14 protein-coding genes are annotated in these 12,307 nt (G+C 72.9%); 10 read left to right on the top strand and 4 right to left on the bottom strand.

Annotated features, from left to right (window positions below):
- Nucleotides 1-15: 15 nt before the first annotated feature.
- Both SERN_RS15290 and SERN_RS07165 read left to right on the top strand, forming a co-directional pair.
- Nucleotides 16-177, top strand: coding sequence for a hypothetical protein (locus SERN_RS15290; protein ID WP_158292601.1), 162 nt, complete (start codon nucleotides 16-18; stop codon nucleotides 175-177).
- A gap of 199 nt (nucleotides 178-376) precedes the next feature.
- Nucleotides 377-790 (top strand): hypothetical protein, encoded by a 414-nt coding sequence (locus SERN_RS07165; RefSeq protein ID WP_135849420.1) that lies wholly within the window; start codon nucleotides 377-379, stop codon nucleotides 788-790.
- A 19-nt stretch (nucleotides 791-809) separates the two neighbouring features.
- Here the strand turns inward: SERN_RS07165 and SERN_RS07160 are convergent, their stop codons facing one another.
- Together SERN_RS07160 and SERN_RS07155 are read right to left on the bottom strand one after the other, a co-directional pair.
- Nucleotides 810-1,157 (bottom strand): Hpt domain-containing protein, encoded by a 348-nt coding sequence (locus SERN_RS07160; RefSeq protein ID WP_135849419.1) that lies wholly within the window; start codon nucleotides 1,155-1,157, stop codon nucleotides 810-812.
- A 19-nt stretch (nucleotides 1,158-1,176) separates the two neighbouring features.
- Nucleotides 1,177-1,572: a response regulator gene (locus tag SERN_RS07155; protein WP_135849418.1), complete on the bottom strand. Its 396-nt coding sequence runs from the start codon at nucleotides 1,570-1,572 to the stop codon at nucleotides 1,177-1,179.
- A gap of 147 nt (nucleotides 1,573-1,719) precedes the next feature.
- On the opposite strand from SERN_RS07155, the gene SERN_RS07150 reads away from it, so the two are divergent.
- From SERN_RS07150 to SERN_RS07140, 3 genes are all read left to right on the top strand, one after another.
- Complete coding sequence (locus SERN_RS07150; RefSeq protein WP_158292600.1) at nucleotides 1,720-3,816, top strand: sensor histidine kinase; 2,097 nt, start codon at nucleotides 1,720-1,722, stop codon at nucleotides 3,814-3,816.
- A gap of 76 nt (nucleotides 3,817-3,892) precedes the next feature.
- Nucleotides 3,893-4,405 (top strand): pyruvoyl-dependent arginine decarboxylase, encoded by a 513-nt coding sequence (locus SERN_RS07145; RefSeq protein ID WP_233251523.1) that lies wholly within the window; start codon nucleotides 3,893-3,895, stop codon nucleotides 4,403-4,405.
- Nucleotides 4,402-4,959, top strand: coding sequence for a hypothetical protein (locus SERN_RS07140; RefSeq protein WP_135849416.1), 558 nt, complete (start codon nucleotides 4,402-4,404; stop codon nucleotides 4,957-4,959). The genes SERN_RS07145 and SERN_RS07140 overlap by 4 nt, the downstream gene beginning before the upstream one ends.
- 21 nt (nucleotides 4,960-4,980) lie before the next feature.
- Here SERN_RS07140 and SERN_RS15285 read toward each other — a convergent pair whose 3' ends face one another.
- The gene (locus SERN_RS15285; RefSeq protein ID WP_158292599.1) at nucleotides 4,981-5,154 is read right to left on the bottom strand and encodes a hypothetical protein; all 174 of its coding nucleotides are present in this window, start codon (nucleotides 5,152-5,154) and stop codon (nucleotides 4,981-4,983) included.
- 186 nt (nucleotides 5,155-5,340) lie between these two features.
- Here SERN_RS15285 and SERN_RS07135 point away from each other — a divergent pair, with 186 nt between their 5' ends.
- From SERN_RS07135 to SERN_RS07120, 5 genes are all read left to right on the top strand, one after another.
- Nucleotides 5,341-6,048, top strand: coding sequence for an ABC transporter ATP-binding protein (locus SERN_RS07135; protein WP_135849415.1), 708 nt, complete (start codon nucleotides 5,341-5,343; stop codon nucleotides 6,046-6,048).
- Nucleotides 6,045-7,385 (top strand): hypothetical protein, encoded by a 1,341-nt coding sequence (locus SERN_RS07130; RefSeq protein ID WP_135849414.1) that lies wholly within the window; start codon nucleotides 6,045-6,047, stop codon nucleotides 7,383-7,385. The genes SERN_RS07135 and SERN_RS07130 overlap by 4 nt, the downstream gene beginning before the upstream one ends.
- An 83-nt stretch (nucleotides 7,386-7,468) precedes the next feature.
- Nucleotides 7,469-8,917, top strand: coding sequence for a hypothetical protein (locus SERN_RS15280; RefSeq protein ID WP_158292598.1), 1,449 nt, complete (start codon nucleotides 7,469-7,471; stop codon nucleotides 8,915-8,917).
- Nucleotides 8,918-9,017: 100 nt separating this feature from the next.
- Entirely contained in the window at nucleotides 9,018-10,454 is a 1,437-nt protein-coding gene (locus SERN_RS07125) for an MFS transporter (RefSeq protein ID WP_158292597.1), read from the top strand.
- A 93-nt stretch (nucleotides 10,455-10,547) separates the two neighbouring features.
- Complete coding sequence (locus SERN_RS07120; RefSeq protein WP_135849412.1) at nucleotides 10,548-11,147, top strand: VIT1/CCC1 transporter family protein; 600 nt, start codon at nucleotides 10,548-10,550, stop codon at nucleotides 11,145-11,147.
- Here the strand turns inward: SERN_RS07120 and SERN_RS07115 are convergent.
- Nucleotides 11,144-11,974: a GAF and ANTAR domain-containing protein gene (locus SERN_RS07115; RefSeq protein ID WP_158292596.1), complete on the bottom strand. Its 831-nt coding sequence runs from the start codon at nucleotides 11,972-11,974 to the stop codon at nucleotides 11,144-11,146. The genes SERN_RS07120 and SERN_RS07115 overlap by 4 nt on opposite strands.
- Between the last annotated feature and the right edge of the window lie 333 nt (nucleotides 11,975-12,307).

The following is a 12,307-nucleotide window of genomic DNA, read 5'->3' as shown; positions in this document are numbered from 1 at the left end:
AGGGAACGAGCCGAGATGACCAGCACGGAGAAGGACGACGACGTCACTCCGGTCCCGGTCGGGACCCAGCCCGCCGAGCCCACCGTTCGACTGAAGGGTGCACCGGCCGAGGAGTCCCCGGCGTCCGACGCCACGACGGACGAGGACAGGAACCCGCCGCCGCCGCCCGGCACCTAGCGACGACGGCACCCACCAGCTCCCAGGTCGGCATCGCTGCCCGCACCTGGCGGAGGGCCGGGAGGATGGTCGACCGCGGGGCGAGAGCCCCCGGCGAACGACGGAACGAGACGCCCTGTGCGGGCGAGTCGGACGTTCGACCATCGTCTCGGCATCATGAGCCCCACCTCCCGCTCCGATCCGAGGAGGCCAACGCCCCATGACGATCGCCCCCCGCGCCGTCATGCCCCCGCCCGCGTCCGCCGAGGTCAGCGCCGCACGCCAGGGCGAGCTCGACACGGTCCACCACGCCGGCGATGCGCTGTGCCACCTGATCGGGATGACGAGCACCTGGGGTGCAACTCGGTGGGAGGCCGGTTCGACCGGCGAGACGCCCGTACCGACCTACCGGATCGCCGTGACGGGACACGTCCCGGACGAGGCGACGATCGATCTGCTGGTCCAGCGGCTGACGCGTCAGGGGTGGTGCGGAGCCGTGCTGTCGCACGAACCGATCCTGCGCCTCGACGCCCATCGCACCGTGTTCGCCATGCGCCTGACGGCCGAGGCGAGCACGATCCGCCTGACCGTGACGTCGCTGCCCGTCGCACTCGCGACGGCCTTCCGGAGCTGACCGCCGCTCCGGGGTCGAGTCAGGCGGGCGGTCCGTCCAGGAGCGACCTGACGCTCGCGGCGAACGGCGCGACCTCGCCGGCCTCCGCTCCGTCGGCCAGCAGGTCCATGGCCGTTCTCGCGTCGTCGGAGGCGGCGTCGTACCCGAACGTGCCGGCCGAACCCGCGATCTGGTGAGCGAGCGTCACGGCCTCGTCGCGGGCGGTCGCACGGGTGGCGGGCGTCGGTGCGCCGGTGTCCGGCGCGGCGGCGTCGAGATCCTCCTCGAGCAGCACCAGCAGTCGGGCGGCGCGCTCACGGTTCCGGTCGAGCGCGCGGGCGGCAATCATCGCCATCACGGCATCGCCTTCGGGCCCGAGCGCGCTCACCCGACCACGGTAGTGCAGCTCACGCCTGCGCGGCCTGCCCGTCGAGCAGCTCGCGCACGCGGGTGGTCAACGACATCGGGTCGAAGGGCTTCGCGATCACGCCGGCGATGTCGAGCCCCTGCCACTCCGGCTCCTCGCCGGTCGCGGCCTTCGCCGTCATGAGGATGACCGGGATCGCGGCGGTCGCCGGGTCCTCGCGCAGGTGCGCCAGGGTGGTGAGACCGTCCATCCCGGGCATCATGACGTCCAGCAGGACGGCGTCGGGCTGCGCTTCCCTGGCGACGGCGAGGGCCTCCTTCCCGCTGCCGGCCGAGGAGACCTTCCAGCCACCGACCAACTCGAGCGCGAGCGTCGCGACCTCGCGGATCGAGTCGTCGTCGTCGACGACGAGGACGTGTCCCTGGGGGACGGTCATGGCTTCCTCCACGAAGCTGCGCGCGCGGGTGCCCGGGGAGACCCCCACGCGCTCTGGTGTGAAGCCCCACGCTAGTGCGTCCCCCCTGTCAAGACGAGGATGCGGGCGGGGGTCCGGAACGGCAGCGGGGACACTACGCTCAATCGGGTGAGAACCACACAGACTCTGAAGGGTCCGCTGACAGTCGCGACCACGATCACCGTCGTGTGGGTGCTCGCGCTCGCCCTGCTCTTCGCCTTCGGTTCCGACGCCGACTTCAACGCGCTCGCATCGCCCGTCGCGATCATGGTCACAGCGCTGACGACGGCGGTGCTGTGCTTCCGGCGGTCGAGCCGGAGCAGGGGTCGTCGCCGTCGCGCCTGGCTGCTGCTCGGAGTCGCCGGGCTCATCGGACTGAGCGCGAACGTCCTCTCCGCCCTCATCGGAAACGACAGCCTGTCGGAGATCGGTCTCCTGCTCGCCCTCGTCGTCGGCGTTGCCGCCATGGTGTCGTTCCCCAACCAGGCGCTCGACCGCCCGCAGCTGGTGCGAACCCTGCTCGACGGCATCGTGGTGGGCGGCTCCGTCCTCTTCGTGTCGGCCCTCATCGTCTTCCCCGACATCACGAACGAGGAGTCCGCCTGGGACGTGGCCCGGCTCGTCTCGATCGCGCTCCCCGTCATGGACGCCGTTCTCGCGACGTTCGCGGTGCTCCTCATCATGAGGAGCGTCGGGCCCGATCGCATCCCCCTCGTACTCGTGGGGATGAGCTTCGTCATCTACGCCGTCGCCGACATCTCCTACGCCGTCGGCGAGTCGTCCGGCGGCTTTCAGTTCGGCTCCGTCGTCGACCTCGGTTGGGTGCTCGGATACGCGCTCATCGGCGTTGCGGCCTGCCACCCCGCCGGATCGGGCACAGCGGTCACCGGGCGGGGAGACGCGACGGAGGAGCGCGAGGGGTCGCCGGTGGCGGGGACGGTCGTGACCTTCTGCCTCTTCATCGCCGCCGCCGTCGTGCAGATCCAGGGCAGCCTCGCCGTCATCTCGGGCCTGGCCATCGCGCTGTGGTTCATGGTGATCACGGCCGTCGCCGTCCGACAGATCTCCCTCGTCGTGGCCAACGAGCGGCTTCGTCGGGACCTGGAGGTGCGCGTCGAGGAGCGCACCGAGGAGCTGGCCGACCTCACCCGGACCACGCAGCTCACGCTGACCTCGGTCGGTGAGGGCATCTACGGCGTGGATCGCGAGGGCGTCATCACGTTCGTCAACCCCGCGGGCGCGCGCTCGCTCGGACTTCGCCCGGAGAACCTCGTCGGGCTCCACGCGCACGACCAGCTGCACGCCGTGCAGGACGACGGCACGCCCTTCCCCTACGCGGGCTGCTACATCCACGAGGCGATCGACCAGGGCGTCACGGTGAACTCCGAGGAGGACCTCTACCGCCGGGCCGACGGGGCACTCATCCCCGTCGAGGTGACGGCGAGCCCCGTGGTGGACGACGGGCGCGTGACCGGCGCCGTGGTCGTCTTCCGCGACGTCACGCAGCGCCGCGAGATCGACCGCATGAAGAGCGAGTTCATCTCCGTGATCAGCCACGAGCTCCGCACCCCGCTCACGTCCATCAAGGGCGCGATCGGCCTCGTCGCGGGCGGCGCCACCGGGGACATCGCCCCCGAGGCCCGGCGTCTGCTCGGCATCGCGGGCGACAGCGTGGACCGCCTCACCCGGCTGATCAACGACATCCTCGAGGTCGAGCGGCTCGGATCGGGCGCCGACCCGCTGGAGCTGATCGACGTGCCGCTGGAGAAGGTGGTGCGCTCCGCCGTCGAGCAGACCGAGGCCCTGGCCACCCAGGCCGACATCACCATCGAGGTCGAGGACGTCCCCGGGATCGTCACGGCCGACGTCGACCGCATCGTGCAGACGCTGGTCAACCTCATCGGCAACGCGGTGAAGTTCACCGAGCGCGGCGGCCGCGTCACGGTCGGCGCCCGCCCGACGGGGGTCTTCCTCGAGGTCGCGGTCCGCGACACGGGCCGCGGCATCCCGCTCGACCGGCTCGAGTCGATCTTCGGTCGGTTCGAGCAGGTGGACTCCTCCGACGCCCGCGAGAAGGGCGGCACCGGCCTCGGGCTGGCGATCTCCCGCAACATCGTCTCGCGGCACGGTGGCCGCATCTGGGCGGAGTCGACCCCCGGCGTGGGGTCGACGTTCCTGTTCACGCTCCCGAGCGCCGAGATCCCGGTGTCACCACAGCTCGATTGACGCTGCTGCGCCCGATATGTGGGTTTCTTGTGCGTTTGGGGTGAAAAAAGTCACGACTTACCCCTAAAATCGTTGCGTGACGAACCACCTGCCCTCATCTGGCTCGCCCACCCCCCACATCCGTGTCAGCGCCGGTGCGGGATCCGGCCGAACGCCGCTGTCCGCGTTCGACGCTGCCCTGCGTGGCGCAGGGGTGGCCGACTTCAACCTGGTCCGCCTGAGCTCGGTCATCCCGCCGGGCGCGAAGGTCCAGACCGTGACGGGTGACGAGCAGCTCGTCGGCGGGCACGGGGACCTCCTGTACTGCGTCTACGCCGAGGCGCACGCCGAGCTCCCGCTGCACGAGGCGTGGGCCGGGGTCGCCTGGGCCCTGGCCGACGACGGGTCCGGAGCAGGCCTCTTCGTCGAGCACGAGGGTCCGGCCCGCGAGCAGGTCGAGCGTGATCTGCACGCCAGCCTGGACGACCTGATCGCCGGGCGCGGGGGCGGCTACCACCCGGCCGGCCGCCTCGTGACGAGCGCCGTGTGCGAGACCGAGCCCGTCTGCGCCCTCGTGGTGGCGACCTACACGTCGCAGGGTTGGGCGTGACCGCCCCGACCCGCGTGACGATCGAGCGCGAGCTCGACGACGTCGGCGTCGCCGCGTGGTGGCCCGTCTACGAGGCGGCGTTCACTCCTCTGGCGACGCGTGCAGCCGCAAGGCACCTGCTCTCTCCCGACGAGTTCGCCGAGGAGATGACCGACCCCCGGATCATGAAGCTCCTCGCGTGGGACGCCGATGGGAACGCGGTGGCGATGACGACCATCGCGACCGACCTCGACGCCGTCGCCTGGATCAGTCCCGACTTCTATCGCAGTCGCTACACGGACGCTCACGATCGCGGTGCGCTCTGGTACGTGGGCTACACCCTCGCCCATCCGACGGTGCGTGGGACGAGCGCCTTCGCGGACATGATCGACGTGATGTTCGATCTCCTCACCAGCAACGGCGTCACGGTCGGCTACGACGTCTCGCGTTTCAACGACCTGTCGCTCAAGTTCGCCGAGCACATGGTCGGGCGAGCCCGCCTCGTCGCCGAGGTCGACTCGGCCGAGGTCGACGTCCAGACCTACTACACCGCGACCTTCGCCGCGAAGGGCTGACGCGACCTCGACTCGCGCCGATCAGGCGTCGGTGCCGGGGTCCGGCTTGCGGCGCAGGTGCTCGAACACGTCGTCGTGCGCCGGGTCGTTGATCCTGCTGACGACGTCGACCTCCGCCTCGATCTCCTCGGCGGCCGAGGCCCGCGCGCCGTCGTCGGGGATGGCAGGCGGGGGAACGGGGGGTGTGCTGGACACGGTGGACCTCCTCGATGGGGTCGGACGTCTGAAACTTCCACGGTACGCACCCCCTGCACCGGCGTGAAGGTTCGACTCCGTCCCACCCCGGGATGACCCGGCCGCCCCACCGCGGGTCCACGTGTGGGCTCCCGGGGGCGTCCGCGGCCCGACGCGCCGCCGACCGGGGCGGACGAGGCTCGAACCATGACCCCCTCCCGCACCCTCGAAGCCGTCGCGCTGACCAAGACCTACGGCAGCCCGACCACCGCCACGCACGCCCTCGCCGGCGTCGACCTGACCGTCGGTCCCGGCGAGTCCGTCGCCATCATGGGCCCGTCCGGCTCCGGCAAGACCACGCTCCTGCACCTCCTCGCGGGCGTGCTCGCCCCGACGGCGGGCGTCGTCCGGTGGGACGGCCGCTCGCTGACCGACCTGAGCGATCGCGAGCGCACCGCGCTGCGCCGCCGCGACTTCGGATTCGTCTTCCAGTCCGGCCAGCTCCTCCCCGAGCTTCCCGCGCAGGAGAACGCCGCCCTCCCGCTCCTGCTCGACGGCGTCGGCCGCGCCGAGGCGACGGCTCGCGCCCGGCAGTGGCTGGGGCACCTGGGCCTGGCCGGCACGGAGGAGCGCCGCCCCGGCGAGCTCTCCGGCGGTCAGGCGCAGCGCGTCGCCATCGCCCGGGCCCTGGTCGGCAGCCCCGGCGTCATCTTCGCCGACGAGCCCACCGGCGCCCTGGACCGCACCACCGGCTGGGAGGTCATGAAGGCGCTGACCACGGCGGCGCGCGCCCAGGGCGCCGCGCTCGTCGTCGTCACGCACGACACGGAGGTCGCCCGCTGGTGCGGTCGCATCGTCGAGATGCGCGACGGCCGCATCGTGCGCGAGCTCCAGCAGGCGGGGGCGACGTCGTGACCACGCTGCGCCTGTGGTTCCTGCTCCGCCGCCGCAGCAGCGGACGCTCCGACCCGGCCGGCCTGACCGGCGTGCTGGCCGTGATCGCGTTCGCCGTGACGACGGCGATCGCGCTCGTCGTCGTCGGCGGCCTCGCGGCGTTCGTGCAGCGCGCGCTCGCCCCCGGCGCGAGCGACGACGACGGCACGTACGTCTTCCTCGCCGGCTTCGCGACGCTGCTCCTGCTCGTGCCCCTCTCCACGCTCGGCGGCGCGGCCGCCCGGCTCGCCGTCGCGCGCCGCGACGCCAGGCTCGCCGCGCTCCGCCTCGCCGGCGCCACCACCGGTCAGGTCGCCGCGCTGACCGTGCTCGACGCCGGCGTGCAGGCCGTGCTGGGCGCCGTCGTCGGCGTCGCGGGCTACGGCGCGCTGCTGCCGCTGGTGGCTCGGCTGTCCTTCCAGGACCGGACCTTCGACGTGGCCGAGCTGTGGGTCGGCCTGCCGGGCCTGCTCGCGGCGATCGGCGCCGTCGTCGTCATCGCGCTCGCCTCCGCCGTCTCGAGCCTGGGCCGCGTGGCCATCACCCCGCTCGGAGTGGCTGCACGCACCACCCCGCCCGGGCTGCGGGTGATCCGGCTGGCGGCGCTCGTGGTCGCGGTCGTCGGCGTCGTCGTCGCGAACGCCGCGCTCAGCGGCGGCGCGGGGACGATCATGCTGGTCGTCCTCATGGCGATGGTGGCGGCGGGAATGGCGACGCTCAACGTCGTCGGACCGTTCGTGCTCGGCCTGGTCGGACGACTCACCGCGCGCGGTGCCAGGCGACCCGCCACGCTGCTCGCCGGCCGGCGCATCGTCGATGATCCGCGCGGAGCGTGGCGCAGCGTCGGCGGCGTCGCCCTGGCGACGTTCATCGCCGGGATCACGGCCGTCGCCAGCCTGTTCGGCGCCGACGGCGGGGGCGGCGAGCAGGAGGTCCTCGTGCGCGACATCGGCACGGGCGGGCTGCTGACCCTGGCGATCGCCGGCATCGTGGCCGGCGTCTCCACGGGCGTGATGCAGGCGGGTCGGGTGATCGACCAGCGGCAGGCGTACCGCAACCTCGTGCTGGCCGGCACCGACACCCGTGTGCTCGACGCCGCGCGGTTCCGCGAGACGCTCATCCCCCTGCTCGCCGCGGCCGGGACGGCGGCCGTCTCCATGCTCGTCATCATCGCCCCGCTCCTCGGGCTGAGCACGTTCGCCCAGCCCCAGGTCCTCGTGCAGTACGTGCTCAGCGTGCTGGCCGCGGGCGGGCTCGTGCTGCTCGGCGCGGCCGCGAGCACACCGGTCGCGCGCCGGATGGTCGCGCAGGAGGCGTGACCCTCCGACGGGCCGGGTCGATCCCCCGCCGGGCGGGTGGCGACCGATAACCTCGGAGCCACACTTCTGACCAGGGACGAGACATGAGCAACGACGGCACGACGCCGAACGGCAAGAACCCCGACGGCGACCCGTGGGGCGGCCCCAGCGCCTCGCAGCAGCCGCCCGCCCCGCAGGGGCAGCCCCAGCAGCCCCAGCAGCCCGGTGCCGCCTACGACGGCTGGGGCGCGACGTCCGCCGGCCAGGGTCAGCAGGCCGGCCAGCAGGGTGAGCAGGGCCAGCAGTGGGGCGGTGAGCACGCCGGTGAGCAGTGGGCGGGTCAGCAGGGCCAGCCGGCCCAGCAGGGCCAGCCCTGGGGCGGTCAGCAGAATCCGCAGGCCACGCAGCAGTACGCCGCCCAGCCAGGCTACGGCGGTCAGCAGCACGGCGGCCAGCAGTACGGCGGCCCGACGGGTCAGCCCCCCTACGGCCCCGGTGGCCCCACCCCGCCGAAGAAGAAGACGCCCGTCGGCCTGATCATCGGCATCGTCGTCGCCGCCGTCGCCGTCATCGTCCTGGTCGTCTTCCTCGCCACGCGCGGCGGCGGTGACTCCGCCGAGGACCCGACCACGGGCACCGACGGCTCGGGCACCGAGTCCGCCACCGCCGACGCTCTCGCACCGGAGGCCGTCGTCGAGGGCTTCCTCACGGCGATCGCCGAGGGCGACGCCGCGGCCGCGCTCGCCTTCGTCGACCCGGTCGAGCCCATCGACGAGACCCTGCTGACCGACGAGGTGCTCGCCGCGTCGAACGCGATCGCCCCGATCACCGACATCGTCGTGACCGCGCCCACCGAGGACATGGCCTACGGCGGCGACGTCGAGGCCAGCTACTCGATCGGCGGTACGCCCGTCTCGGAGTCCTTCAGCGTCTCCGGTGACGGCGACGGCAACTACGCGATGTACGCCCCCGGCGGCAGCGTCTACGTGCCGAGCACCGTCTCCGGGCTCGACGTCACGGTCAACGGGGTCGCGGTCGAGCCCGACGGCAGCTACGACGCCTTCATCGGGAGCTACCAGCTCGCGACGACGACGCCGAACTTCGTCGTCGCGGGCACCGTCGACACCGTCGTGACCGCGCCGTACGAGTCCGGTTCGTTCTCGGGCCTGGAGGTCGACCTGACCGACGAGGCCAAGCAGGTCTTCCACGACACGGTGCGCGCCGCCGTCGACGCCTGCCTGGCGACCACCACGCTCGACGCCGGGTGCGGCCTCGCCATCCCCGGCACGCTGAGCGACGGCTCGGTCGTGGTCGACGGGTCGGTCACCCGCACCCTCACGGGCGACGCGGAGCTCCGCATCGGCGGCCTCAACCCCGAGCCGAACTACGACAACCCGTTCTTCGTCCGCGGCGACTTCATCGGTGGGGTCACCATGTCCGCCGACTTCTCCGTGGACGGCCAGACCGCGCGCGGCGACGTGCTGTTCGGCCCGAGCCTCGGCGCTCCGACGGTCGACTTCTCGGTCGAGCCGAAGACGGTCGTCTGGAACTGATCGACCGCCTCACCGAACGCCCCGTCGCGCACCAGCGCGGCGGGGCGTTCGTCTGCCCGCCGGAGCGGAATCGACTCGATCGGGTGGACAATGGGATCCCGTGACCTCCCTCGTGACCACCCTGGACGCCGCCGCGCGGCGCAACCCGTGGGTGGTCTGGCTGACCGGCTGCCTGGTCTACTTCCTCGCCGTGCTGCACCGCTCCTCGCTCGGCGTCGCCGGACCCGACGCCGTCGCTCGTCTCGGGATCTCCTCGGCCCAGCTCGGCGCCTTCGTCATGGTCCAGCTCGCGATCTACGCCGCGATGCAGGTCCCCGCCGGGCTCGCGATCGACCGGCTCGGCCCGCGTCGCGTGCTGCTCGTGGCCACGCTGATCATGGGGACGGCGCAGGTCACCTTCGCGTTCGCGACCAGCTACCCGGTCGCGCTCGGGGCGCGAGCCCTGCTGGGGCTGGGCGACTCCGCCGTCTACCTCTCGTGCCTGCGGCTCGCGGCCGAGTGGTTCCCGCGCCGGCGCTACGCCGTCCTGACGATGTTCTCCGGGCTGTTCGGGATGGCCGGCAACCTCGCCGCGACCGTGCCGCTGGTCTGGGCGCTCGGCGAGTTCGGCTGGACCCGCACGTTCCTCGTCACGGGAGCGACCTCGCTCGTCTACGCAGTGCTGCTGCTGCGTCCGGCCGTGGCCGCGCCGTACAAGAGCGCCGCCGCGCACGAGGCCGAGGTCGCCGACCGCGAGGAGGTCCAGCCGCGGCGGGGCTGGGGCGGGGTCCTGGACGACGTGCGTGCGTCCTGGCGCGGCACGGCGCTGGGCAAGGGCACGCAGGTGGGCTTCTGGACGCACCAGGCCACGATGGCCAGCGGCACCGTCCTGGCCATGGTGTGGGGCTTCCCGTTCCTCACCGAGGGTCTCGGCTACACGCCCGACCGGGCCGCGGCGATGCTGTCGCTGTTCGTGATCGGGACGCTCGGCTTCAGCTTCCTCGTCGGACCGCTGGCCGGCCGCCGACCCGGGTGGCGGATGCCGCTGGCGATCGTCATCTGCCTGCTCGGACTGCTCGCGCTGACGTCGCTCGCCGTCTGGCCGGGCGAGGGGCCGCCGACGTGGGCCGTGACCCTCGCGTTCCTCGTGCTCTCGGCCGGTGGACCAGCGTCCCAGGTCGGCTTCCACCTCGCCCGCGACTACAACCCGCCGCACCGCATCTCGACGGCGACCGGACTGGTCAACATCGGCGGTTTCGCCGCGGCCATGGTCGGCGCCGTGGTGTTCGGTGTCATTCTCGACACGCTCTCCCACCACGGCACCCCCGTGCTGGCCGACTATCGCTGGGCACTGGGGTCGCTCGTGCTGATATCGACGTTCTCCACGTGCGCCATGCTGCTGTCGCTGCTCGGCCTGCGTCGGCTCGCCCTCGGTCGCATCGCCGCAGGTCAGGACGTCGCACTGCCGGTCGTGGCGCACTGGTGGGACGGGACGACGGCGCGGCCGCGGCGCCGTCGTCGACCCTCGTCCCGCGCACCGCAGGACGATCCGGAGTAAGGCCAGGCTCCCTTTCCTGAGGAATTCCTGCCTCGGGGGAAGGGCATTCTTGCCTTGCTGGCGAAATGTCCGGAACGGGTGTGTCGTTGGCCCATGGCCACGCTCCCGCTCCCCTCCCCGCGCCTCACGCGCCCCTCCCCCACGACCCCGGCCGCGCCGACCACCCCGGCGGCGCCCACCGCCGCGCACCTGAACTGGCTGCGGGCCGGTGTGCTCGGCGCCAACGACGGGATCGTCTCGGTCGCCGCCGTCGTCGTCGGTGTCGCCGGAGCCACGACGTCGACGGTGGCCGTCGTGACCGCCGGTCTCGCCGCCCTGGTGGGCGGGACGCTGTCGATGGCGCTCGGCGAGTACGTCTCGGTCTCCTCGGCGCGCGACTCCCAGCTGGCCAGCCGGGCCGAGCTGCAGGACGACGAGATCGTCAACCCCTGGCACGCCGGCGGCGCCTCGGCCGTGGCGTTCGTGATCGGTGCGCTGCTGCCGTTCCTCACCGTCGCGCTGGTGGCCGGACCCGCCCGCGTCCCGGCGACGGTTGCCGCCACGCTGCTCGCGCTCGCGCTGACCGGTGGGATCGGCGCGCGGCTCGGTCGCGCGCCGGTCCGTCGCGCCGTCGTGCGCGTGGTGCTCGGCGGCGGGCTGGCCCTGGGGCTGACGTTCGCCGTCGGGACCCTGCTCGGGACGCAGCTCCTCTAGGAGGCGGGTCCCGTTCCCCCGGTCGCGGTCCCGGTCGCGGACCCGGTCGGATGGCGCGGGGTGGCGGCGGGCGCCGTCGCGCCGGAGCCCGAGGCCGCCGAGCCCGCCGACGAGGCCTCCTCGGTGCGCTGCTCGACGAGCCGCCGCGCGATCTCGATGACCTTGACGTTCGTCGTCTGCGACATCCTCCGCAGCACCGCGAACGCCGCGGACGGGTCCATCGAGAACCGCTCCATCAGCAGTCCCTGCGCCTGACCGACCAGGCGTGCGCTCGGGATCGCCTCGGCGAGGTCGTGCTCGAGCAGCGCGGTGCGCACGGCGATGCCCGCGTGCACGCCGAGGGCCGCGGCGATCTCGACGGCGCGGCGGTCGAACGCGTGCGGCGCCGTCGCATACAGGTTGAGCGCGCCGCGGACGTTGCGGGTGCTCAGCAGCGGCACGCTGAGCACGGAGGCGACGCCGATCTCCGCCCGCACCCTCGGGACCCACCGCGGCCAGCGGGTCTCCTCGGCGAGGTCGGGCACCTCGAGGATCGTGACGGCGCCACCCTCGGCGAGGTCGACGGACGGACCCTGCTCGAGCTCGTGCTGCAGCCGATCAGCCCCGGCGGCCAGGTCCGACGAGGCCGCGAACGACTCCTGCCGACCGGACGGACGGAGCACAGTGATGCTCGCGGCGTCGCAGCCGGGGAGCAGCTCGACGGCGGCCCGCACCACGAGGGTGACGGTCTCGTCGAGCGTGGCGAGGTCGTCCAGCTGCGCGGCGAGCTGGGCCATCGGGTCGCCGAACCGGCCCGGACGCACGGGAGCGGGGGATGGCGTCGCCATCAGGTCTTCCTCCATGACTGAACTCGACGGTGTCGTCGGGTGCACGTCGCGCTACGCCGCGCGCGGTCCGGTGGGCGGGGCCGGGAGGGCGACCGAGCGGGGCTCGGCAGGGAGGAGGCGGGGGTGCCGGGCGCAGCCGCGGCCGACGTCGGGGATCGCGGGGGATGCCTGGGGGGAGAGACGGGACACGAGAGCCCTCTTCCGTTGAGGGCGACCGAGGTGCCCTGACGTGCCGACGCCACAGGTCACGAGCGCGGAAGTAGAGACAACTCTGCCCCACGGGAGACAGAAGTGACAACTTCGGATCGCTCCCACCTCGTGCATCCGCCACAC

Origin of the sequence: Serinibacter arcticus (genome assembly GCF_004786095.1) — a bacterium.
Lineage (GTDB): Bacteria > Actinomycetota > Actinomycetes > Actinomycetales > Beutenbergiaceae > Litorihabitans > Litorihabitans arcticus.
The sequence above is the reverse complement of the archived record's forward strand: the minus strand, read 5'-3'. Positions and strand labels throughout refer to the sequence as shown.

Coding starts and splice junctions, on each gene's coding strand:
- SERN_RS15290 (WP_158292601.1), top strand. CDS start 16: ATGACCAGCACGGAGAAGGACGACGACGTCACTCCGGTCCCGGTCGGG.
- SERN_RS07165 (WP_135849420.1), top strand. CDS start 377: ATGACGATCGCCCCCCGCGCCGTCATGCCCCCGCCCGCGTCCGCCGAG.
- SERN_RS07155 (WP_135849418.1), bottom strand. CDS start 1,572: ATGACCGTCCCCCAGGGACACGTCCTCGTCGTCGACGACGACGACTCG.
- SERN_RS07135 (WP_135849415.1), top strand. CDS start 5,341: ATGACCCCCTCCCGCACCCTCGAAGCCGTCGCGCTGACCAAGACCTAC.
- SERN_RS15280 (WP_158292598.1), top strand. CDS start 7,469: ATGAGCAACGACGGCACGACGCCGAACGGCAAGAACCCCGACGGCGAC.
- SERN_RS07120 (WP_135849412.1), top strand. CDS start 10,548: ATGGCCACGCTCCCGCTCCCCTCCCCGCGCCTCACGCGCCCCTCCCCC.
- SERN_RS07115 (WP_158292596.1), bottom strand. CDS start 11,974: ATGGCGACGCCATCCCCCGCTCCCGTGCGTCCGGGCCGGTTCGGCGAC.